The sequence below is a fragment of the Cohnella thailandensis genome (assembly GCF_014212135.1).
Taxonomy (GTDB): Bacteria; Bacillota; Bacilli; order Paenibacillales; family Paenibacillaceae; genus Cohnella; species Cohnella thailandensis.
The window spans coordinates 177,050-198,638 of sequence record NZ_JACJVQ010000005.1; the positions used below are offsets into that span (position 1 = coordinate 177,050).

Annotated in this window: 20 protein-coding genes; 15 read left to right on the forward strand and 5 right to left on the reverse strand. The window is 56.5% G+C overall.

What is annotated here, in order from left to right; genetic code table 11:
• Positions 1-167: 167 nt before the first annotated feature.
• Together H7B67_RS05660 and H7B67_RS05665 are read left to right on the forward strand one after the other, a co-directional pair.
• Positions 168-1,517, forward strand: coding sequence for a glucose-6-phosphate isomerase (locus H7B67_RS05660; protein ID WP_185118823.1), 1,350 nt, complete (start codon positions 168-170; stop codon positions 1,515-1,517).
• 130 nt (positions 1,518-1,647) lie between these two features.
• Positions 1,648-2,280, forward strand: coding sequence for a YigZ family protein (locus tag H7B67_RS05665; protein WP_185118824.1), 633 nt, complete (start codon positions 1,648-1,650; stop codon positions 2,278-2,280).
• 16 nt (positions 2,281-2,296) lie between these two features.
• Here H7B67_RS05665 and H7B67_RS05670 read toward each other — a convergent pair whose 3' ends face one another.
• Complete coding sequence (locus H7B67_RS05670) at positions 2,297-2,698, reverse strand: secondary thiamine-phosphate synthase enzyme YjbQ (protein WP_185118825.1); 402 nt, start codon at positions 2,696-2,698, stop codon at positions 2,297-2,299.
• 171 nt (positions 2,699-2,869) lie between these two features.
• On the opposite strand from H7B67_RS05670, the gene cysT reads away from it, so the two are divergent.
• From cysT to H7B67_RS05695, 5 genes are all read left to right on the forward strand, one after another.
• Positions 2,870-3,676 carry a sulfate ABC transporter permease subunit CysT gene (gene cysT / locus H7B67_RS05675; protein WP_221468694.1) on the forward strand — a complete coding sequence of 269 codons (807 nt, stop codon included), beginning with the start codon at positions 2,870-2,872 and terminating at the stop codon, positions 3,674-3,676.
• Positions 3,677-3,678: 2 nt separating this feature from the next.
• On the forward strand, positions 3,679-4,473 hold the full coding sequence (locus H7B67_RS05680) for a sulfate ABC transporter permease subunit (protein ID WP_185119229.1): 795 nt from the start codon (positions 3,679-3,681) through the stop codon (positions 4,471-4,473).
• A gap of 33 nt (positions 4,474-4,506) precedes the next feature.
• The gene (locus H7B67_RS05685) at positions 4,507-5,571 is read left to right on the forward strand and encodes a sulfate/molybdate ABC transporter ATP-binding protein (protein WP_185118827.1); all 1,065 of its coding nucleotides are present in this window, start codon (positions 4,507-4,509) and stop codon (positions 5,569-5,571) included.
• A gap of 101 nt (positions 5,572-5,672) precedes the next feature.
• Complete coding sequence (locus H7B67_RS05690) at positions 5,673-6,773, forward strand: sulfate ABC transporter substrate-binding protein (protein WP_185118828.1); 1,101 nt, start codon at positions 5,673-5,675, stop codon at positions 6,771-6,773.
• Positions 6,774-6,935: 162 nt separating this feature from the next.
• Positions 6,936-7,727 carry a TetR/AcrR family transcriptional regulator gene (locus tag H7B67_RS05695; protein ID WP_185118829.1) on the forward strand — a complete coding sequence of 264 codons (792 nt, stop codon included), beginning with the start codon at positions 6,936-6,938 and terminating at the stop codon, positions 7,725-7,727.
• 92 nt (positions 7,728-7,819) lie between these two features.
• Here the strand turns inward: H7B67_RS05695 and H7B67_RS05700 are convergent, their stop codons facing one another.
• Positions 7,820-8,602, reverse strand: a complete 783-nt coding sequence (locus tag H7B67_RS05700) for an ABC transporter permease (RefSeq protein ID WP_185118830.1) — start codon at positions 8,600-8,602, stop codon at positions 7,820-7,822.
• On the reverse strand, positions 8,602-9,486 hold the full coding sequence (locus H7B67_RS05705) for an ATP-binding cassette domain-containing protein (protein ID WP_185118831.1): 885 nt from the start codon (positions 9,484-9,486) through the stop codon (positions 8,602-8,604). Before H7B67_RS05705 ends, H7B67_RS05700 begins: the two co-directional genes overlap by 1 nt.
• 235 nt (positions 9,487-9,721) lie before the next feature.
• On the opposite strand from H7B67_RS05705, the gene H7B67_RS05710 reads away from it, so the two are divergent.
• The 7 genes from H7B67_RS05710 (at position 9,722) to H7B67_RS05740 (ending at position 19,230) form a co-directional block, all read left to right on the forward strand.
• Entirely contained in the window at positions 9,722-10,642 is a 921-nt protein-coding gene (locus H7B67_RS05710; protein WP_245363591.1) for an ABC transporter permease, read from the forward strand.
• A gap of 11 nt (positions 10,643-10,653) precedes the next feature.
• The gene (locus tag H7B67_RS05715) at positions 10,654-11,556 is read left to right on the forward strand and encodes a carbohydrate ABC transporter permease (RefSeq protein ID WP_185118832.1); all 903 of its coding nucleotides are present in this window, start codon (positions 10,654-10,656) and stop codon (positions 11,554-11,556) included.
• 90 nt (positions 11,557-11,646) lie between these two features.
• Complete coding sequence (locus tag H7B67_RS05720; RefSeq protein ID WP_185118833.1) at positions 11,647-13,338, forward strand: extracellular solute-binding protein; 1,692 nt, start codon at positions 11,647-11,649, stop codon at positions 13,336-13,338.
• Between the two features lie 39 nt (positions 13,339-13,377).
• Complete coding sequence (locus tag H7B67_RS05725) at positions 13,378-15,213, forward strand: sensor histidine kinase (RefSeq protein WP_185118834.1); 1,836 nt, start codon at positions 13,378-13,380, stop codon at positions 15,211-15,213.
• Complete coding sequence (locus H7B67_RS05730) at positions 15,206-16,834, forward strand: response regulator (RefSeq protein WP_185118835.1); 1,629 nt, start codon at positions 15,206-15,208, stop codon at positions 16,832-16,834. The genes H7B67_RS05725 and H7B67_RS05730 overlap by 8 nt, the downstream gene beginning before the upstream one ends.
• 22 nt (positions 16,835-16,856) lie before the next feature.
• Positions 16,857-17,900 carry a glycoside hydrolase family 5 protein gene (locus tag H7B67_RS05735; RefSeq protein WP_185118836.1) on the forward strand — a complete coding sequence of 348 codons (1,044 nt, stop codon included), beginning with the start codon at positions 16,857-16,859 and terminating at the stop codon, positions 17,898-17,900.
• Between the two features lie 247 nt (positions 17,901-18,147).
• Positions 18,148-19,230 carry a GNAT family N-acetyltransferase gene (locus H7B67_RS05740; protein WP_185118837.1) on the forward strand — a complete coding sequence of 361 codons (1,083 nt, stop codon included), beginning with the start codon at positions 18,148-18,150 and terminating at the stop codon, positions 19,228-19,230.
• Between the two features lie 81 nt (positions 19,231-19,311).
• Here H7B67_RS05740 and H7B67_RS05745 read toward each other — a convergent pair whose 3' ends face one another.
• A complete protein-coding gene (locus tag H7B67_RS05745; protein WP_185118838.1) occupies positions 19,312-19,539 on the reverse strand; it encodes a hypothetical protein in 228 nt (75 codons plus the stop codon).
• A 283-nt stretch (positions 19,540-19,822) separates the two neighbouring features.
• Between H7B67_RS05745 and H7B67_RS05750 the strand changes: the two genes are divergently transcribed.
• A complete protein-coding gene (locus H7B67_RS05750) occupies positions 19,823-20,197 on the forward strand; it encodes a helix-turn-helix domain-containing protein (RefSeq protein WP_185118839.1) in 375 nt (124 codons plus the stop codon).
• A 505-nt stretch (positions 20,198-20,702) separates the two neighbouring features.
• Here H7B67_RS05750 and H7B67_RS05755 read toward each other — a convergent pair.
• Positions 20,703-21,506: a Cof-type HAD-IIB family hydrolase gene (locus H7B67_RS05755; RefSeq protein ID WP_185118840.1), complete on the reverse strand. Its 804-nt coding sequence runs from the start codon at positions 21,504-21,506 to the stop codon at positions 20,703-20,705.
• Between the last annotated feature and the right edge of the window lie 83 nt (positions 21,507-21,589).

Consider the following 21,589-nt stretch of genomic DNA (forward strand, 5'->3'; position numbering starts at 1 on the left):
TCATTATAGAGGACTAGGAATCGTTAGAAAAGTTTAGGATAACTTAACCTGCGAAGGATAGGCGAACGAACGGGGAGGGCGCTTGTACCGGGGGGCTCCCTTGGAGTATTCTAGTTCTAAGCCATCCACGGTGAAAATATTGGCAGTACGGAAGGGAGCCCATAAAAGTGAGTCAAAGCATTCGTCTGGACTATTCCAAAGCGCTCAAGTTCGTCGGGCAGCACGAGATCGACAACCTGGCGCCGGCGGTCAAGCTCGCGCACGATCAATTACATAACGGAACCGGAGCGGGCTCCGATTACCTCGGCTGGATCAACCTGCCGTTCGATTACGACAAGGAAGAATTCGCCCGCATCCAGCAAGCGGCGAAGAGGATCCAATCCGACTCCGAAGCGCTCGTCGTCATCGGAATCGGCGGCTCTTATCTCGGGGCGCGCGCCGCGATCGAGATGCTGTCGCACTCCTTCTATAACACTCTCTCGAAGGAGCGGCGCAAGACTCCGCAAGTGTTCTTCGCGGGGAACAACATCAGCTCCACCTACATGACGCATCTGCTTCAAGCGCTGGAGGGCAAGGACTGGTCGATCAACGTCATCTCCAAGTCGGGCACGACGACCGAGCCGGCCGTGGCGTTCCGGATCTTCAAGGAAGCTCTTGAGACCAAGTACGGCAAGGAAGCCGCGAAGAAGCGCATCTACGCGACGACCGACAAGGCCCGCGGCGCTCTCAAGAAGCTCTCGGACGAAGAAGGCTACGAGACGTTCGTCATCCCGGACGACGTCGGCGGCCGATATTCCGTGCTGACGGCGGTAGGCCTCCTGCCGATCGCGACGGCCGGAATCGACATCGAGGCGATCATGAAGGGCGCGCAGGACGCGGCGAAGCTCTATAATAACGGCAATCTGGCCGAGAACCCGGCGTACCAATACGCGGCGATCCGCAACGCGCTCTATCGCAAGGGCAAGACGGTCGAGATCCTCGTGAACTACGAGCCGGGGCTGCACTTCGTCTCCGAGTGGTGGAAGCAGCTGTACGGGGAGAGCGAAGGCAAGGATTACAAGGGCATCTACCCGGCTTCCGTCGACTTCTCGACCGACCTGCACTCCATGGGGCAGTTCATCCAGGAAGGCAACCGGATCATCTTCGAGACCGTCATCCAAGTCGGCGAAGTGAAGGAGCAAATCACGATCAAGAGCGATCCGGACGATCTGGACGGGCTCAACTTCCTGGCCGGCAAGACGATCGACTTCGTCAACAAGAAGGCGTTCGAAGGAACGATTCTGGCGCATACGGACGGCAACGTGCCGAACCTCGTCGTGAACATTCCGGACATGTCGCCGCATTCGTTCGGCCAGCTTGTCTACTTCTTCGAGATCGCCTGCGGCGTCAGCGGTTATCTGCTCGGCGTCAATCCGTTCGACCAGCCGGGCGTCGAAGCCTACAAGGTGAACATGTTCGCTCTGCTCGGCAAGCCGGGATTCGAAGAGAAGAAGAAAGAGCTCGAAGCTCGTCTCTAATCCGCCAACGTCGTCCCATCGCCGATAATTACGGTCTGACCCTCCGGGGACGGGCCGTTTTCTTTTCCCCCGCGGAACTGTCGTGTTAAGATAAGGCTCAAGCGAATCATCGGAGAGGTTGGGGAAGCATATGCTAGCTAAATACGCAACGGTCCGGCAATACGGCGAGGCGGAGATCGTGATCAAGAAGTCGAGATTCATCGGCCATGCGAAGCCGGCGGAGAGCGAAGAGGAAGCGGTCGCGTTCGTGGAGGAGATCAAGAAGCGGCACTGGAACGCCACGCACAACTGCTCGGCCTACGTGGTCGGGGAGAGGGACCAATTCCAGAAGGCGCTGGACGACGGGGAGCCGAGCGGAACGGCGGGCAAGCCCATTCTGGAAGTCATCAAAAACCGCGGCTTAAAAAATACGGTCGTCGTCGTCACCCGGTATTTCGGCGGAATCATGCTGGGGGCAGGCGGTCTCGTTCGCGCGTATACGGACGGGGCCGTCGCCGGAATCGATGCCGCGGACCCTATAGTCAACGTGCTTCACCGGGAAGTGATCGTCGACGCCGATTACACCTGGTACGGGAAAATCGAGAACGAGCTGCGAAACCGCGGAATCCGGGTCGGAGACGTCGGATTCACGGACCGGGTGCGCGTCATTTGCCTTCCCGAGGCGGGGGAAGCGGAGCGGTTCGCGGCATGGATGACGGATTTGACGCAGGGCCAGACCGTCATCGAATTAGGAGAAGCGAAATATTTTATTGAAGGCGAATGAAGCGGCCGTACGGCGTTCAGCCTCGGATCGTCTTGATGTAATAGGTTCTCTCTCGCGGACCGTCGAATTCGCAAAAGTAGATTCCCTGCCAGCGGCCCAGCACCAGGCGCCCCCCGGATACGATTATCGTCTGCGAGGCGCCCGTCGTGATGGCTTTCAGGTGGGACGCGGTGTTGCCCTCCGCGTGGCGGTAGCCCGGATGGTTCCATGGATACACTTCGTCCAAGCGGAGCAGCACGTCGTGCTTGACGTCCGGATCGGCATTCTCGTTGATCGCGATACCGGCGGTCGTGTGCGGGCAATAGACGACGGCGATGCCGTCTTCGATTCCGTCCTGCGAGACGGCGCGGGCCACTTGGGCCGTAACGTCGATCATCTCGTCTCGGCGATGGGTTCGCAAATTCTCTTGTTTAAGCATGGTCCTCTCCTCCGTTCGGTCGATATACCCGATTATAGCGAAGGATCGGAAATAATTCGACTTTTTCTCATTGACGGAGATGGGACCTTCTGCTACATTAATAATACCTACTAAGTTAATAGGAATTATAATGTTGTCCCACATCTCGGGAGGTTCGCATACGTGACTAACATGCTGCGGAGCCGATGGTGGAGCTGGGGATTTCGCAGCGCCGTCATGCTTTATTTCGTTCTCTTGATCGTTTTTCCCATTCTCGGCATCTACGGCCAATCGTTCTCGGACGGTTGGGCCTCGTTCGTAGACAATCTGACGGAGCCGCTTGCCTGGAAGGCGGTCATGCTGACGGTCAAGCTGGCGATCATCGCGACGATCGTCAACATGGCGATCGGCACGATGGCCGGTTGGGTTCTGACTCGTTATCGCTTCCCCGGAAGGAAGCTGCTGAACAGCATGGTCGATCTTCCGTTCGCGCTGCCTACGGCGGTCGTCGGGCTCATGATCCTGCTGCTGCTCGGACCGCGCAGCGCGGTCGGCCAATGGGCCGATTCGCTGGGCTTTACCATTCTGTTTCATGAACCGGCTATCGTCGTGGCCATGGTGTTCGTGACGTTCCCCTTCGTCATTCGGGCGGTACAGCCGCTGCTGGAAGAGATAGACGCCTCCGAGGAAGAGGCGGCGTACACGATGGGAGCCACGAAGGCGAAGACGTTCTTCCGGATCATCCTGCCGAATATGCTGCCGGGCATTCTAAGCGGAGCGATGCTGGCCTTCTCCAGGGCGCTCGCCGAATTCGGGGCCGTCGTTCTCGTCGCGGGCAACATCCCGGGCCGGACGCAGGTGGCTTCGGTTTATATTTTCGGACAGATCGAGAGCGATCATCCCGCGGCCGCGGCCGCCGTATCCGTCTTGCTTCTCACCTTCTCGTTCCTCATTCTCTGGCTCGTGAATTACGTGCAGACGAGGAGGACGGCAAGATGACGATGCGCAGACTATGGATCGGATTGACGTTCGTCCTGTTCGGCCTGCTGCTCGGAGTTCCGGTCGTCCGAATCGCGATCGGCGCTTTCGATGGCGGCGTGCAGGGATTTATCGACGGAGTCGGCAGGCCGGAGGCGCTCCACGCGCTCATGATGACGGGGATTATCGTCGTCATCGTCACGGCGATCAATACGGTATTCGGAGTCATGCTGGCGCTTTATCTGGTTCGCGCGAACTGGCTGGGGCCTCAGCTCAAGAGGCTGCTCAACAGCGTCGTCGATCTTCCGTTCGCCGTGTCGCCGATTATCGGCGGGCTTATGATCGTGCTGCTGCTCGGACCGGATGCCGCGCTAGGCGCCCTTCTTAACAAGGCGGGCATCGATATCGTTTATGCGCTTCCCGGAATGGTTATCGCGACCTTGTTCGTGACCTTCCCGCTGATCATCCGCGAGGTGATGCCCGTTCTGCAGGAGATCGGAGCCTCGCAGGAGGAAGCCGCCCATATGCTCGGAGCCTATCCGTGGACGACGTTCTGGAGAGTAACCTGGCCGTCCATCCGGTGGAGCGTCGTTTACGGCGTCGTCCTGACGGTCGCCCGGACGCTCGGCGAATTCGGGGCCGTGCTCGTCGTCTCGGGCAATATCCTGTTCAAGACGCAGACGGCCACGACCCTGGTTTACCAAGACGTCGAGAACTTCAACGTGACGGCCGCCAACTCCGTCGCGCTGGTGCTCGCGGCTTGCTCGGTCGGCCTTCTCCTGTTCATGGAGTGGGTCAAGTCCCGCAAGGAGAGTTAACGATCGATCATCACCGATAAGGGGTGCGTATACATGCACGTAGAAGTAACCGGATTAAACAAGAGGTTCGGCGAATTCCAAGCCGTCGCGGACGTGAGCTTCTCCATCGCCAAGGGGCAGCTGATCGGCCTGCTCGGCCCGAGCGGCGGCGGCAAAACGTCCATCCTGCGCATGCTGGCCGGACTCGAGTCCCCGGACAGCGGCGATATCGTTTTCCACGGGCAGCGGGTGAACGATCTGCCTCCCCAAGAGCGGGGCATCGGCTTCGTCTTCCAGAACTACGCGCTGTTTAAGCACATGACCGTCGAAGGCAACATCGCGTTCGGCCTCGAAGTGAAGAAGTGGAACAAAGCGAAGATCAAGGAGAGAGTGGCGGAGCTCGTCGAGCTGACGGGCCTCTCCGGATTCGAGAAGCGCTACCCGCATCAGCTTTCCGGCGGACAACGCCAGCGCGTCGCCTTCGCGAGAGCGCTGGCGCCGGAGCCGCAGCTGCTGCTGCTGGACGAACCGTTCGCCGCGATCGACGCGAAAATCCGCCACGAGCTGCGGTCCTGGCTGCGCGAGATGATCGACCGTCTCGGCATTACGTCGATCTTCGTCACGCACGACCAGGACGAAGCGATCGAGGTGGCGGACGAGATCATGATCATCAACAAAGGCAATCTGGAGCAGAAAGGCTCGCCCTGGGAGATCTACAAGGATCCGAAAACCCCGTTCGTTGCCGGCTTCATCGGGGAGTCGACGACGGTGGAGGACATCTCGGCGCTGAAGGGCTTCAAGGAGGCCGCCAACTGGCCGGGCACGAAGGGGCTTATCCGTCCGGAATACATCGAGATCGGCAAGGAGAACGAGTTTACGCTGCTCTCCGCGACGGAGACGGGGAAGGTTAGCCACATCCACTTCCGCGGAAGCGAATGGCTGGTGGAGGTCCAGATCGGCGACATCAAGCTGGTCACATACCGCTCGCTCGAGAAGAGCGTTCTGCAAGTCGGCGACGAGGTTCACGTCCTCATCCATCGTGCTTACCTGTTCAACAATAAAGACAACTGGGTCATGGAAAATTCACTGAAGGTGGATCCCTTGCCTGTTCATATCTGATTCGCCGCCGGAACTGTCGGACTGAAGACGGTTCCGGTTGTCTGTCAAGCGAAGGCAAGAGGAGTAGGAGCCTACGGAGGCACTACGGGGAGGATATTTGCATGCAACGCGATAGCCAACATTCGGATAGGCGCCGCAGAACCGGGGTTCTCGGATTGGCGTCATGCTTGCTCCTTGCCGGCGCTGTGGCCGGCTGCGGGAACGGCGCGGAGGAAGGAGCTGGGGCTTCGCCTTCGGCAGGCTCGGGGGCAGGGCAAGCCGGCAAGGAGGTCACCCTCGTCATCGGGGCTTATTCCGTCGCCAAGGACGCGCTGCAGGAGATTCTGCCGCGGTTCGGCGAGGAATGGAAGGAGAAGACCGGCCAGGACGTGAAGTTCCAGGAATCGTACGAGGCGTCCGGCACCCAGGCGAGAGCGATCGCGGGAGGCTTCGAAGCGGACGTGGCCGTCTTGTCCATGGAAGGCGACATGGACAAGATCACGAAGGCCGGCCTGATGGGCTCGGACTGGAAGAACGGGGCGAACGGGGGGATGATTACCCGGTCCATCGTCGTCATGGGGACGAGAGAGGGCAACCCGAAGGGGATCAAGGACTTCGACGATCTGACGAAGCCGGGAATCAAGGTGCTCTATCCGAATCCGCAGACGTCCGGCGGCGCCCAATGGGACATCAACGCTCTCTACGGCGCGGGGCTGATGAAGTCGGAAGAGGAGACGGGATCGAGGGACGAAGCGGCGGCGAAGCGGTTCCTCGTCGACATTCACAAGAATATCGAGTCGATGGACAAGAGCGGCCGAGCGTCGATGGCCGCGTTCGAATACGGGGTCGGCGACGTCATCGTCACCTACGAGAACGAGCTGCTGGCGAGAGTCGCGCAAGGCGTCCATTACGACATCGTGACCCCCAGCCGTACGATTCTGATCGAGAACCCCGCCGCCGTCGTCGACGAGAACGCGGACAAGCACGGAGTTCGCGAAGCGGCAGACGCGTTCGTGGAGTTCCTGCACGGCGACGTCGCGCAGGAGATCTTCGCCGAGAACGGCTTTCGGCCGGTATCGGAGAACGTCGCGGCGAAGTGGGACGACAGCTTCGCCCAGCCGGAGAAGCTGTTCGACATCGGTTATCTCGGCGGCTGGGACGAGGTCCGATCGAAGCTGTATTCCGATCGCGGGATTTGGTATCAGGTGTTGGCGGGGCAATAGGGGAGCGGATATTTCTCTCCGGCCCTCGGCTTGGCGTCGTTTAGGCATTCCAATAGCGGTCCGCGTGTATCCGCGACCTTTCCTGTGGTATACTGTTTACGAGATATACACTTTCGTGAACGGTCTTACAGGGACGGCGAAGATAAACGGAGGACCGCTTTTATGTCGAACACAGAGAAACCGGATTTGGAGCATGAAGCCTTGCAGAGCCTTCCGAACGGAGTGCTGCTCAGCTGGGGGAAGGTCAAACAGCCGAAAAGAGGGCCGAAGGGCGAGCTGAGCATTCCCCAGATCGTCGAAGCGGCCGTGAAGATAGCCGATCGGGACGGACTCGCCGCGGTCTCCATGAACCGGGTGGCGCAGTCGCTCGGGTTCACGACGATGTCTCTCTATCGTTATATAACGAGCAAAGAGGATTTGCTCGTTCTAATGCAGGATGCCGTTTGCGCCGTCGAGCCTCCCGCGGAGCGTCCGGAATCGCAGTGGCGCGAGGAGATGAAGGATTACGTTTGGCTGTCTTTACAAATGATACGCAAACATCCGTGGTATGTCGATGTTCCCATCACGGGCGTTCCGGTAACTCCGAACAATCTGCTGTTCGTCGATTGGGGAATACGGACGATGCGAAATCTCGAGCTTAACGATTATGAGAAAATCTCTTTTGTTCTGCTGCTTAGCGGATATGCGAGACATTACGGCATCCTATTGCGGGATATGGACCGGGCGATCGGAAACGGAGCCACCGAGGATTCGTTCAGCGGAAGAGGCTACACGGAAGCGCTGAAGCATCTGGTACGTCAAGAGGATTACCCGAATCTGTACCCGATGGTTCAATCCGGGGTCTACACCGAAGAAGGCGGGGAGCCGAATCCGATCGGAGACGACCTCGAATTCGGCTTGAACCGGATTCTGGACGGCATCGAGATGTACGTTGAGAGCAAGAAAGGGAAATAACGATAGGCGGAACGTACAGACCCATGAAAGATAGGCGGCTTCGGGAGGGATCCCGGAGCCGCCTTATTACGTCTATGATTCATGGCCGCCTTCTATCTTCTCCCCGCCAAACGCCGGAAGGAGCGGACGCTCCAGGCGAACGCGACGGCGAGGATGAGCAGGCACCAGCCGACCGCTATCCAAGCGTCGTTCCCGATCGGAGTGCCGGTCAGCAGTCCCCGGATCGTCTCGATGATCGGGGTGATCGGCTGATGGTTCGCGACTCCGTGAAGCCAGCTCGGCATCGTCTCGGTCGGGACGAACGCGCTGGACAGATACGGCAGGAACAGAAGGATGAATCCATATCCGGACGCCGCCGCCGGGCTGCTCGCGACGAGACCGATGCCGGCGAACAGCCAGGTCAACGCGAGAATGAAGAGGGCGATAATGGCAAGCGCGAAGATCCAATCCATGAGGCCGGCCGACGGACGGAAGCCGACGAGCATCGCGACGAGAATAACGATTCCGGTCGCGAGCAGATTGCGGGCGAGGCTGGAGACGATATGGCCGATGACGACGCCGTGGCTCGCGATCGGCATCGTCCGGAAGCGGTCGATGATGCCGCCCGTCATGTCTTGGTTCACGTCCACGGCCGTGCTGGCCGAGCCGTAGCCGGCGGTCAGAAGGATAATTCCCGGCACGACGTAGTTCACGTAATCGCCGGTGGGGTCGATCGCTCCGCCGAAAATGTAAGTAAACATCAGCATCAACATAATCGGAAGCACGATTGCCATGATCAGGGCATCGACGTTGCGAAGGCTATGGCGCATGCTCCGGCCGATGAACACCGATTGGCTCGTGAACACGGATACGGAACCGGATAGTGAATTTCTCATTAGGCAATCTCCTCCTTAGGTTTAGCCGTCAAGGAGACGAACACGTCGTCCATGCTCGGCTTGCGGATCGCGATTCGCGTATCCGACGGATAGCGGGCGGACAGCTCGTTGATGATCCGGCTCACGTCCCGTACGCTGCCGTCGATCGGAATCGATTCCAGCACGACATCCCCCGTCCCCCGAACCTCCAGCACTTCTCCGCCGACCCGGGCTTTCAATTCCTCCGGAGTGCCGTCCGCGACGACCCGGCCTTCGGAGATCACGGCGATGCGATCGGCCAACTGGTCGGCTTCCTCCAAGTATTGCGTCGTAAGAAAAATCGTGATCCCCTGCTGCTTAAGCTCCAGAATCATGTCCCACAGCGTGCGGCGGCTCACCGTATCGAGTCCCGTCGTCGGCTCGTCGAGGAACAGGATCGGACGGTCCGCGACCAAGCTGTTGGCAAGGTCGAGCCGGCGCCGCATTCCGCCCGAGAACGTCTTCACCTTCTTCTTGGCGGAGTCCGCGAGATCGAAGCGCCGGAGAAGCTCGGCTGCGCGGCTGCGCGATTCGGAGGCAGACAGTCCCGAGAGCCGAGAGATCATCCGAAGATTCTCTTCCGCCGTCAGCACCTCGTCCACCGCGGCGAACTGTCCGGTCAGGCTGATCGAACGCTTGACTTCCTTCTTCTCTTTGACGACATCGTGTCCGGCGACCTTGACGATCCCTGCGTCCGGAACGACCAGGGTGGTCAAGAGGTTGATCAGCGTCGTCTTGCCCGCGCCGTTCGGCCCGAGAAGCGCGAAGACCGTTCCCGTCTCTACGTTCAGGTCGATTCCGTCCAGTACGACCTGTCGGCCGAAGGTTTTGCGCAGTCCTTGGATTTCGATTGCCAGTTTTGACATCTCAATCTCCCTTTCTAATAGTGTATTGTATAAACAATATATAACGTACACAGTAAAATGGCAACATCTGTTTTTTTGGCTGCCGTTTTTTTTCATCCGACTTTCTGTTGCGATTTCTGTAATCGGTTTCAATTCCTATCTTTTTTTCCGTTCCGCCTAAAGTTGCGTCCTTATATGGGGTTGCGGCTTCTTTTTATAATACGGAGGCAGCAAGAAAAGAAGGAGGAGAGAACCGTTGCTCAAGCCGGGAATTTACCGCAAGCTGGTCCGTCAGCGTTATTTGCTCGCGATGTGCCTTCCGTTCGTTGCGTGGGTGCTCATTTTTTCCTATACGCCTTTGTTCGGCTGGATCATGGCGTTCAAGGACTACAAGCCGGCGATCGGCATTCTGCAATCGGAATGGACCGGGTTCCGATTCTTTAAGGAGTTTCTCGTCGATCCGAGGTTTTACGAGATTGTCAGAAATACGTTCGTCATGGGGATTCTGAACGTCGTCTTCGGCACGGCGTGCGCGATCCTGCTGGCTCTCATGCTGAACGAAGTGAGGAACAAGTTCTTTAAGCGAAGCATCCAGACGATCTCCTATCTCCCTCACTTCGTCTCCTGGGTCATCGTCTCCAACATTTTCTACACGGTATTGTCCACGGACGGAGGCGTCGTCAACAATCTGCTTCTGTGGGTCGGCCTCATCGACGAGCCGATCAACTGGATGGCGCAGGGCAAGCTGTTCTGGGTCATCGTCACGGTCGGCCAGGTATGGAAGGAAGCCGGCTGGACCGCGATCATCTACTTCGCGGCGATGACGTCCATCGACAAAACCCTTTACGAAGCCGGCGAAGTGGACGGATTGGGGCGAATCGGCAAGATACGCTACATTACTCTTCCGGGCATTATGCCGACGATCGCCATTCTCACGGTTCTCAATATCGGCAATCTGTTCAACGCGTCGGGCTTCGATCCCAGCTACCTGCTAGGCAATAACATGACGCTGACTTATTCCGATAATCTGGCCGTTTATACGTACCGCTACGGTCTGCAAATGTCCCGATTCTCCATGAGCGCAGCGCTCGGCATTTTCAACTCGGTCATTTGTTTGATTCTGCTCTTCTCGGCGAACAAGCTATCCGGGAAATTCATCGAAGGCAAAGCCATATAGAGGAGGCTCTAATGATCAATCGAATCCGAAGAAACAAAGGAGACCGGGTATTTGACGGCATCAACGCGCTTCTTCTCTTGATCGTCGGCGTCGTTACTTTGTATCCGTTCTGGAACATTCTCGTGCTCTCCTTCAACAATGCGCTCGATACGCTTCGCGGAGGCGTCTATCTGTGGCCGAGAAGCTTCACGCTCGATAACTTCAAGATGATCTTCGATCTCCCGCAGCTGGCGACAGCGTTCGGCAATTCGTTCCTGCGGACGATTATCGGATCGCTTTTGTCCGTCGGAAGCACGGCGATGCTCGCCTATGTCATTAGCCGAAGGGATTTCCTGTTCCAAAAGTTGTTGCAGCGTCTCTTCGTCATCACGATGTATGTAAGCGGCGGGTTGATCCCGATCTACTTCGTCATCAAGGGGCTCGGATTGCTCGACAACTTCCTGGTCTACCTGATACCGATGCTGCTGCAGCCGTTTTACCTGTTGATCGCCCGCAGCTACATGGACGGCCTTCCCGCGAGCCTGCAGGAGTCCGCTCAGATCGACGGCGCCAACGACTTTATCATTTTCGCGAAAATCATTTTCCCTTTGTCGATGCCGATCATCGCGACGATCCTGCTGTTCGTGGCGGTCGACCAGTGGAACGCGTGGTTCGATACGTTCATTTATACGGCCAACGAGAAGCTGACGACCTTGCAATACGAGCTGGTCAAGATTCTCTCCCAGTCGACGGCGAGCGTGAAGAACGACGCGGATCTGAGAAACAAGCTGGCGGGAGGCGCGGGAGTCGTGTCTACGCCTCAATCCATCCGCATGGCGATTACCATCGTCGCTACGATCCCCATCGTCGTCGTTTACCCGTTCGTTCAGAAATATTTCGTTCACGGAATGACGCTGGGCGCGGTCAAGGGGTAACCCTTGACATGGCGCCGAGCTACAGGGACCGGATATTAAAGATCGGGCAACTGATCTATAATATAATTTACTAGAAGGAGCGAGACATCTATGCATAGGGGCAAGAAGAGAAAGATTGCCGGCGTCCTGGCACTGTCGTTAATGACGGCCGTCTTCACGGCCTGCTCGAACGGCGGGGGCAATGGCGAGGCCGGTTCAACCTCGAAGGGCGCAAATGAAAGCGCTGCCTCCAAGCCAACCCATCTGAGCATGTTTACCTTCACCGAGGAAGTGCAGTCCAGCCTGACCGATTCGCCGGTATGGAAGAAGCTGATGGAGAAAACGAACGTCGATATCGACCTTCAGACCATCTCCGGTGCCGGCGCTGACGAGAAGAGGAGCGTCATGATCGCAAGCGGCGAATATCCGGATATCCTGGACCGCATAGACGAGCGGTTCATCGACGCCGGAGCGCTCATTCCGCTGGACGATCTGATCGAGGAGTACGGACCCAACATCAAGAAAGCATGGGGAGACTCCCTGAACAAGCTGCGCAATCCGAAGGACAACAAGATCTACTTCCTGCCTTCGCCGAAGAACCGTCCGGAGGAGATCGTCGAGCCCGGAGGCACGCTTCTCGTTCAGTACGACGTGCTGGAGAAGACCGGCTATCCGAAGCTGAAGACGTTGGACGACGTCTATAATATGCTTAAGCAATACACGGCGGAGAACAAGCAGATCGACGGCAAGCCGTTTATTCCATGGGGCTTGTGGGCCGATTCTTGGGGCTATAACCAGACGGTGAACAATCCGGCGCTATGGGCTTACGGCTTCACGGACGATTCGGACGCTTATGTCGATCAGAAGACGTTCGACGTCACTTATTTCAATACGACCGATTCCTTCAAGAACTACTTGAAATTCCTCAATAAGCTTTATAAGGGCGGGTTGCTCGACAAGAACGGCTTTATCACGAAATACGACGAGTTCAACTCCCAGGTAGCCAGCGGCCGCGTGCTCGCCATGATCTACAACGCGGGCCTGATCAGCGAAGACGAAGCGGCGCTGCGCCAAGCCGGCATGCCGGAACGCGCTTATGCCCGTTTCCCGATCGTCGCGGAAGAAGGCATCCAGGACAGAAGCCAGGTGTACAGCGAGTCTTACGATACGGGCATGGGTATCACGATCAAGGCCAAGGATCCGGTAGCGGCGATCAAGTTCATGGATTACCTCTTGAGCGAAGAAGGCAACGTGCTGCTGAACTGGGGGATCGAAGGGGTCCATTACGACATCGTGGACGGCAAGCGCGTGCAGAAGCCGGAAGTCACGAAGGAGTGGAACTCCGATCCCGCATACCGATGGCAGCAAGGGGTGAACTCTCTGACCTGGTGGCCCCAGTACAACGGCGCCATCAAGCTGGATGACGGCGATTACGCTTCTCCGTTCAATACCGATGCGATCTATGCTTCCTACGATGACCAGACCAAGAAGGTGCTGCAGCAATACGGGGTCAAATATTGGGGGCAATTGTTCGATACGACCGGGACGAGAACGCCTTACGGCTTCGCGTGGACGATTCCGATCGAGTCAGGCTCCAAGGCGGAGCTGGCAAGCGCGAAAGCGAATGAGCTTCGCCATATCATGGTAGGGGATATCGTGATGTCGGGCGATGACGCCACCTTCGACGCCAAATGGAACGACTTCGTCGACAAGCTGCGCAACGAGAGCAAGATCGGCGATTGGGAGAAGGCGATGTCCGAAGCGATTCAAACCCGGCTTAAGCTGTGGGGAGTAACGCAATAACCAGGATTTCTACATCTAAGAATTAGCGGAGGTATGAACATGAAGAAGCTTGGAGCGATGATGGCGCGATGGAGTCCGATACGGCTTCGCACGTTGCGTTCCAAGCTTCTTCTGACTTACTTGGCCGCGATCGCCATTCCGCTGCTCACTCTCGGAATCTATTCGATGAGGCTGCTGGACTCTTCTCTTAAGGAACAATCGATATCCGTAGAGAAGCAGGACCTGCTGCAAATCATGGAGAACGCGAAATCCTCCTTGAATTCATTCGTATCCTTATCCAGCGATATCAGCTACGATCCGAAGATCTGGAGATACTTCTATTCCGATTATGACGAGCCGGGCGAGAGCATGGAAGGCTATTACACCCTGATTCGGCCGCTGTTCGCGCGATACCTGACGCTCAGGCCGGAGATCAGGAAGATTACGATTTACACCAAGAACGACACGCTGCTTTATAACCGTTTCGAGATCGCGCCCGTCGAGCCGGGAACCTATGAAGCTAAGCTTTATGACGAAACGTTGGCTAGCCGCAAGGTGCTGTGGAAGCTGCGGGAGGATTCCGATTCCGGCGAGAAGCTCGTTACGCTGTCGCGGATGCTCAACCTGAACAACGTCGTCGTCGGCATGGTCGTTCTCTACATCGACGAGAATCAATTGTACGGCAATATCCGAGGGCAAACGGAAGGCGGCGAGGCGTATCTTCTCGGGCCCGACGGAGCCGTTCTCAGTTCGACGGACCGAACGGCTCTGGGCCAACCTTACGGCGGAACGGAGCTGGACGTCCGGACGGAAGGACAAGGCCTCCTCTCGAAGGAGATCGAGCGCGACGGGAGCGAAGAACGGCTGACCGGCATCCCCTTCGCCTTATCTCAATTCCCGAACGAACAGTGGGCTCTCGTCAAGACGGTGCCTCAGAAGACGATCCTTGCGGTGACCCGGCAGTCGAAGATCTACCAGCTTGGCGCGTTCGCTCTATTGGTCGTGCTGCTCTGCCTCATTTCCGTCACCATGTCCGGAAGCATCACCCGAAGAATCAAGGAGCTTGTCATCAAGATGAGAAAAGTAGAGCGGGGAGACTTCGACGTCGCGGTCAGCTTCGGAGGGCAGGATGAAGTCTCCTACATGGGCAATACGTTCAACGCGATGGCCGCGAAGCTCAACACTCTCGTGGGGCAGGTCTATGAGATGCAGCTGACCCAGAAGGATATGGAGCTCAAGAACAGAGAATCCGAATTGAAATGGCTTCAGAGCCAGATCAACCCGCATTTTCTCTTCAACACGTTGGACGCGGTACTCTACGGCATCCGCAACGATAAAGAGGAGACGGCCAAGATCGTGGAATTCTTGGCGAACAGCTTCAGGCGAAGCATCCAGTGGACGGAGGATCTCGTCTCTCTGGAGGAGGAGCTGAAGTTCATCAAGGAATATTTGGCCATTCAACGCTTCCGGATGCCGGACAAGTTCGCTTGGCAAGCGGAGGTGCCGGCGGAGGCGCTGTCTCTTAAGCTCCCGAAGATGCTTCTTCAGCCGCTGGTAGAGAACGCGGTGCATCACGGTCTCTCTCTAAAGAAGGAAGGCGGCAGTCTTCTTCTTAAAGTGGAGGAGCAGGATAAGGGAACGGGCAGGGAGATCGTCATTCGGATCCGGGATGACGGCGTGGGCATCGAAGAATGGCGGCTGGAGGAGATTCGCGAAATTCTGCATGGTCATGAAGCAGGTGAGACGGATCGTCATATCGGTTTAAAAAACGTGTACGATCGGATTCGGCTGTATTACGGAGATCAAGGACACTTGGAGATAAACAGCGTTTACGGCGAGGGGACGGAGATCGAAGTTCGAATTCCGGTGCTCGAAGAGGAGGATTCCGATGTTTAAAGCCGTGATCATCGACGATGAGCTCAATGTTCGCGCCAGGCTGCGCGAGCTGATCGATTGGGAAGAGCTCGGGTTCGTTCTGGCCGGAGAAGCGGATAACGGCGAAGACGCATACCGATTGCTTCTGGCCGAGAAGCCCGACCTTGCGATCACGGACATCCGAATTCCGGTCTTCAACGGCCTGGAGCTGATTCGCAAGGCGATTCCCGAGCTTCCTCATTGTCATTTCATTTTGCTCAGCGGTTACGGCGACTTCGAGTATGCCCGGGAAGCGATCCGGTTCGGCGTTCGGAATTATTTGCTGAAGCCCGTCGGCGAAGAGGAGCTCCGTTTAGCGGTTCGGACCGTCAAAGAGGAGCTCGTTCGGCGATGCGAGCAAGACCGGATGATCGGCAAGGGAATGGAGGCGCTTCGGGAGAAATGGGCGGCCGATGCGCTTCATGGGGCGAACGCATCCGGTCTTCCTCAACGGGCCACCGAATTGAAGCTGACCTTGGAAGACGTCCGGTACTCCGTATTTGTCGTGGACTGGACAAACGAAGGAGAAGCTTCGCACGACGAGGCGGAGGAGGAAGAGAAGCTGCTGGACACTCTGTTCCGATTGGCAATCGAACAAGCTCTCTTGCCGTTCGGCAACCCCATTATCGTGACGGATGAACAGGAGAGATACATCGTTCTTCATCTGGCTCCGGTCGGACCTGCCGCTCAAGCGAACGGCCTGTCCCGGCTAGAGCCCCGCGTTTTGGCGCAGAGGGTTCTCGAGCAATGCGGGGAAGTTCTCGACGGGCAAGTAACCGTAGGTTACGGCGAAGCCGTTGCCCGGCTTGCGGATGTGTCTTCGAGCTTCGCCCAGGCCGTTCAAGCGGTTGAAGGCAAATTTGTTCTGGGCAGAAACAAGGCGATCGGGTATCCGGACGTCGCGGGCAACTCTGCGGCAGGGAGCTGGAACAAGCTGGCCGAGTTCGACCGCAGCGGGCTGGAAGAGGCGATTCGGTCACTGGATTTGGATAACGTGCGCAACGAGACGAAGAGATTGTTCTCCGCGCTTCGGGAGCTGAGCTCCGGACCCGCCCTCATTCGAGGGATTCTGACGGAGAACCTGGTCGCCGCGCTGCGCATTCTGATCCGAATCCATGGCGACGCGGGCGAAGTTCTGGGAGACGGCTTTAAGCTCGACGATTGGTTCGATAAGCTTACGCTCGACGAGCTGGAGGGACGGTTCTACGATGTCTGCGCCAAGATCGTGGATTACATTCGTTTGGCGCGAAGGAACAGACCCGGCAAGCTGGTGGAGCAGATGCAGGATTACATCGACGAGAATTACGCCGAGGAGATTACGTTAAAGAGCATCTCCCGTATCTTCTTTATGAATCCGGTCTATCTGGGTCAACTGTTCAAGAGCGAGACGGGGATCGGCTACCATCAATATTTAACGCAGGTGAGGATACGGGCGGCCAAAAAACTGCTGGACGAGAAGGATTGGGGAGTGTCCGAGATCGCCGAGAGGGTCGGCTATAAGGTCGCTCGCAATTTTTACATCGCCTTTAAGAAATACGCGCATTGCACGCCTAACGAATACAGGAGCAGAGGGCAGGCAAGCGCAAACGATAGGCCAAATTAACGACGGACCAGGAGGGTTATCGATGATTTTTTATGACCGATTCAGAGCGGGAGTGAACCTGGGAGGCTGGCTATCCCAGTATTTCGCCAATCTGGCGGGAGGGAATCATTTCGATTCGTTCATTACCGAATCGGATATCGCCGTCATTGCCGGCTGGGGAGCCGATCACGTCCGGCTTCCGGTAGATTACGATATTATCGAGAACGAGAGCGCGCCGATGACCTACGACGAAGCGAATCTCGAGCGGATCGACCGCTGCTTGGAATGGTGCGGGAAGCACGGGCTGAACGTCATTCTCGATCTGCACAAGGCTCCGGGCCAAGTGTACGGGTACGTCCCCGAGCCGAATCCGATGCTGAACGAGGACGGGAACCGGGAGAGATTTCTGGCGATTTGGACGATGTTGGCCAAGCGTTACCAAGGGATCGGGAACCGGCTCGTCTTCGAGCTGGTCAACGAGATTACCGATTCCACCGACTATCAGTGGAACCGGGTTTACTTAAGCGCGGTGGAAGCCATACGGCAAACGGATGCGGAGCGGGTCGTGCTCGTCGGGGGCAATGACGCGAACAGCGTTCTGACCCTGAAGGAGTTGACATTAAGCGACGATCCTTTAGTCGTATATAACTTTCACTATTACGAGCCGCTGTTCTTCACCCATCAATTGGCTCCGTTCAGCGAAGATATTCTGGAGTACGGCAAGATCGTTCACTACCCCGGAGAGATGCCGGAGGCGCAAGCGTACCTGAACAAGCATCCCGAATATCTGCATAAGTTGGGGCGCCAAGCGTGGGAGAGAAACGACAAGCAGTTGATCGAGAAATACTTGCGCCATGCCGATAACTTTATGACCTACGCGGGCAAGCAGCTCTATTGCGGGGAATTCGGAGTCATCGACCAGGCGCAGCCGGACGACGCCGTTCGTTGGGTCCGCGATGTCGTGAGGCTGCTGGACGAACGCGGGATCGGACGCGCGTACTGGAGCTATAAAGAGATGGATTTCGGGCTCGTCGACCGGAATGGCGCCGTAGTCAATAAAGAACTGATTAGAGCATTGTTCGAATAAAAACGGAAAGAAACCGCTCCTCCCTCAAGGCCGTCATCCGCGTCTACGAGGGAGGGGCGGTTTTCTTTGCGACTATGCGGCTTGCCGCGTCCATGGGCAAGCGAGAATCGCTTTCTGAATGCAACCAATTGGAACGAAGCCCGTACTATCCTAACAGGGTCATAAGCCGGAGAGGAACGATAGTCGATTTTTCCCGGAGAGATAAGCTATAATTGGAGTAACTCATCAACCGCCAGGAGGTCCCCACTTGCTGAAGCCAAGCAGTCTCAACAAAAACGCGAAACCAAGCAGTATCAAAACCGCCCAGTATTTGTTGCTAATCAAATTAGTTTTTATCGTGACCGTCTTCGGGCAGATCTTCACCCTCGATAAGAAGGAACTGGAAGACATCGACATGTCGACCGTGTTCATGAACTTCGCGATGGCCGTCCTTCCGGTCGCGCTTGCGCTGTACTTCATCAAGAGGCGGATGTACTGGCCAACGATCATCATGTGCTTCTTTATTCTGTGGCTGAGCTCCATCGACGTGATCCAATTGGTGCTGTCTTTTGCGACGCTGCTCTTCTTGTTCAACAGGAAAAGCCGGAATTACTTAAGAGGCGAAGGGGACAGGCTCGGAGCGGAGCCGCAAGCGATCGAAGTGGAAGCGGAGGTGGATCCGGACGAGGTCGAAGCGGAGGAGCCGTCCGTTGCCGACGAAGAGCAGACGCGCAAGTCCTCCGACGAGGAAGCGCTGCCGGACGGAGAGGAGCGGGAGAAAGAGGCTCCGAAGACGGTCGCGGCGCCGTCCGCCGCATCCGCTGCGCCTGCGGGCCAAGGGGCTGCCAGAACGAAGCCGAGCGCCGATCCGGTCGTAGAAGTGCGGGAAGCGACGGCGGCCGATGCCGAAGCCATTCACTCGATCATGCTGGAGGCGTTCGAAGAATTCCGCTCCGCGGTTCCGCCTTCCAGCGCTCTGGAGGAGACGGTCGATAGCATCCGGGAAGGCCTCGAATCCGGCAGCGAATTCGCCGCTATCGTATATGAAGACAACCTTCCGTCGGCGATGGTCCGATACCGGTTCGAAGGGGACGCGATCTACTTCTTCCGCCTGTCCGTCATCCCCACGAGAAGAAAACGCGGCCTTGCCCGCATGCTGGTGGAGTGGATCGAGCGGAAGGGAGTCAGCAAGGGGATGTCCCGAAGCACGTGCATGGTTCGCCAATCGGTTCACCGGAATCTGGTGCTGTACGAGAACATGGGCTACGAGATTGTCGGCCAAGAGCTGTTCGTTCGCCCTTTAGGCACGGTGAAGTCGCTGAAGCTGGAGAAGAAGATCGGAATCGAATAAAAAAATAGATCGTCCGCTGCTTAAGCCTTTCCGGCTTGGCGGCGGGCGATCTTTTTTTATTCGGTGCCGCCGGGACGGCGGTTATTCGCTTTGCCTTCCGGATTCGAAGTCCGGCGCGGCATCGTTCGCGACTTGGATCGCGACGGACATGGCTTCCGGTTCGACCATCAGCGTCGCGCGCACGAATCGATAGTAATGGCCGTTCAAATGGATGGCAGGCACAAGCCGAAGCAGAAACAGCAATTGCTCGATGTCGGGACAATCCCAGTCGGAGGGAGGCAAGCCGGGCCTTAGCCAGCGTACGATCATGGCTTCTCCTCCTTCTTGGCGGCTAGCCGTTTGCGATGTCGAAGCTCAAGGATAATAGAGAGGATAACGCAAGGGAAAAACAGAATGACATACATGATGAGCCAGAAAGGCATGGACGGTAGCAACATGCGGAAGCTCCTTTCCTGACGTTGAAGAATCGTCAAGTATCCTTATTTTAACTTGTAAATTATTCCTGAATCAACCGATAATTTGAACTTTCTTCAAGTATTCTGTTGGAGGTTCGCCCATTCTCTTATACTGGGAATCAGAAGAGGTGATGAAGATGTCGTTCGGATCGCGTCTGAAGCAGGCTCGCAACGGCAAACAATGGACGCAGAACCAGGTCGCGGACAAGCTTGGCATCGACTTCACGACGATCTCCAAATACGAGAACGATAGGTCTCAGCCGGACAACGACGTGCTGAGGGAATTGGCGGATATCTACGAGGTCTCGATCGATTGGTTGCTGACCGGGGAGAAGAAAGGGAACGTCGGCGCCGAGAACCGACTGCTCGTCAACGGCGCGGAGGAGCCGCTGACCGACGAGGAGGCCAAGCACCTTCTCGATAGCTTGGAGATGTTCCGTCTGCTCAAAGCCAAGCGGCTCAAGGATCGGCGAGGACAAGACGCGTATGGAGACCGGGATGGGGCTAAATGAACGTGAAATTTCATGTACATTCCTCGATTTTACGGGAATGGGGCTCCATGAACATGAAATATCAAGTACATTCCTCGATTTTACGGGAATGAGGCTCAATGAGCGTGAAATTTCATGTACATTCTTCGATTTTACGGGAATGAGGCTCAATGAACATGAAATTTCATGTTCATTCCTCGATTTTACGGGAATGAGGCTCAATGAACATGAAATTTAATGTACATTCCTCGATTTTACGGGAATGAGGCTCAATGAGCGTGAAATTTCATGTACATTCTTCGATTTTACGGGAATGAGGCTCAATGAACATGAAATTTAATGTACATTCCTCGATTTTACGGGAATGGGGCTCCATGAACATGAAATTTCATGTACAACTGCGGCAGCATCGGCCGGTGGACGCCGCGAAGGCGGCGGGTTCGGTTAACTTGCGAACGTGAACTACGACAAGACGTAAAAAAACGGCCTCGGGAGCTTCAAGCTTCGCATTCCCGGGCCGTTTTTTTTATTGGTTCAGCACGAACTTCTCCAGCACGTGAGCCACGCCGTCTTCGTTATTGCTTAACGTGACGTAGTTGGCGATCGCTTTCAGCTCAGGAATGGCATTGGCCATCGCGACGCCGAGTCCTGCCGCTTCGATCATCTCGTGATCGTTCCAGGCATCGCCCATGGCGATCGTCTCGTCCATCGTGAAGCCGTAATGGGCCGCCAGGAACCGCAGCGCATGCCCCTTCGTGCCTTCGGGATGAAGGAATTCGAGATAGTTCGCTTTGGACTTCGTCACGTGAACGCCTTCTCCGAGCAGAGGCTTCAAGACCGGAATAAGGGCGTCCAGCTTGGCCGGATCGTCGATGATGATAAGCTTCGTATGGTTGCCTTCCGGCAGGCGGTCCAACTCGGGCTCCACGATGTAAGGAATGCCGGACTGCTTCGCGTACGCGGCGAGCTTGTCTCCGTTATCGAAGGAATAAAGCCGATCGTTAATATAAGTTTGAAGGTGGAGATTGTGCTCGCGGGTGTATTCGTACAAGAAACGAACTTTGTCGTAAGGAACGAATCGTTCGTACAGCACTTCTTCATCAAGCAGGTTGCGAATGAGAGAGCCTTGGTACGTTATGATCGGAACGTTGAGGCCGACCTGCTCCGCCACTTTCTTCGCGGAAGCGAACATGCGGCCGGTCGCGATCGTCAGGTGGGCGCCTTGCGCGATGGCTTCGGCCATTCTGCTGCGGGTTTTCTCCGTTACGGCAAGATCGTCCGTCAGCAGCGTGTCGTCCAGGTCCATCGCAATCAAACGGTATTTCGACATGGTTACCTCTCCTTATCCGAGTACGGCTTCTATCTATAGCCATCTAAATTATAGCCTTCCAAAATTGTATAGCAAACGTTCGG

Excerpts from the sequence above, each read along its gene's own strand:
- H7B67_RS05665 (WP_185118824.1), top strand. The coding sequence starts at position 1,648 with ATGCTAGCTAAATACGCAACGGTCCGGCAATACGGCGAGGCGGAGATC.
- H7B67_RS05670 (WP_185118825.1), bottom strand. The coding sequence starts at position 2,698 with ATGCTTAAACAAGAGAATTTGCGAACCCATCGCCGAGACGAGATGATC.
- cysT (WP_221468694.1), top strand. The coding sequence starts at position 2,870 with ATGCTGCGGAGCCGATGGTGGAGCTGGGGATTTCGCAGCGCCGTCATG.
- H7B67_RS05680 (WP_185119229.1), top strand. The coding sequence starts at position 3,679 with ATGCGCAGACTATGGATCGGATTGACGTTCGTCCTGTTCGGCCTGCTG.
- H7B67_RS05685 (WP_185118827.1), top strand. The coding sequence starts at position 4,507 with ATGCACGTAGAAGTAACCGGATTAAACAAGAGGTTCGGCGAATTCCAA.
- H7B67_RS05690 (WP_185118828.1), top strand. The coding sequence starts at position 5,673 with ATGCAACGCGATAGCCAACATTCGGATAGGCGCCGCAGAACCGGGGTT.
- H7B67_RS05695 (WP_185118829.1), top strand. The coding sequence starts at position 6,936 with ATGTCGAACACAGAGAAACCGGATTTGGAGCATGAAGCCTTGCAGAGC.
- H7B67_RS05700 (WP_185118830.1), bottom strand. The coding sequence starts at position 8,602 with ATGAGAAATTCACTATCCGGTTCCGTATCCGTGTTCACGAGCCAATCG.
- H7B67_RS05705 (WP_185118831.1), bottom strand. The coding sequence starts at position 9,486 with ATGTCAAAACTGGCAATCGAAATCCAAGGACTGCGCAAAACCTTCGGC.
- H7B67_RS05715 (WP_185118832.1), top strand. The coding sequence starts at position 10,654 with ATGATCAATCGAATCCGAAGAAACAAAGGAGACCGGGTATTTGACGGC.
- H7B67_RS05720 (WP_185118833.1), top strand. The coding sequence starts at position 11,647 with ATGCATAGGGGCAAGAAGAGAAAGATTGCCGGCGTCCTGGCACTGTCG.
- H7B67_RS05725 (WP_185118834.1), top strand. The coding sequence starts at position 13,378 with ATGAAGAAGCTTGGAGCGATGATGGCGCGATGGAGTCCGATACGGCTT.
- H7B67_RS05730 (WP_185118835.1), top strand. The coding sequence starts at position 15,206 with ATGTTTAAAGCCGTGATCATCGACGATGAGCTCAATGTTCGCGCCAGG.
- H7B67_RS05735 (WP_185118836.1), top strand. The coding sequence starts at position 16,857 with ATGATTTTTTATGACCGATTCAGAGCGGGAGTGAACCTGGGAGGCTGG.
- H7B67_RS05745 (WP_185118838.1), bottom strand. The coding sequence starts at position 19,539 with ATGATCGTACGCTGGCTAAGGCCCGGCTTGCCTCCCTCCGACTGGGAT.
- H7B67_RS05750 (WP_185118839.1), top strand. The coding sequence starts at position 19,823 with ATGTCGTTCGGATCGCGTCTGAAGCAGGCTCGCAACGGCAAACAATGG.
- H7B67_RS05755 (WP_185118840.1), bottom strand. The coding sequence starts at position 21,506 with ATGTCGAAATACCGTTTGATTGCGATGGACCTGGACGACACGCTGCTG.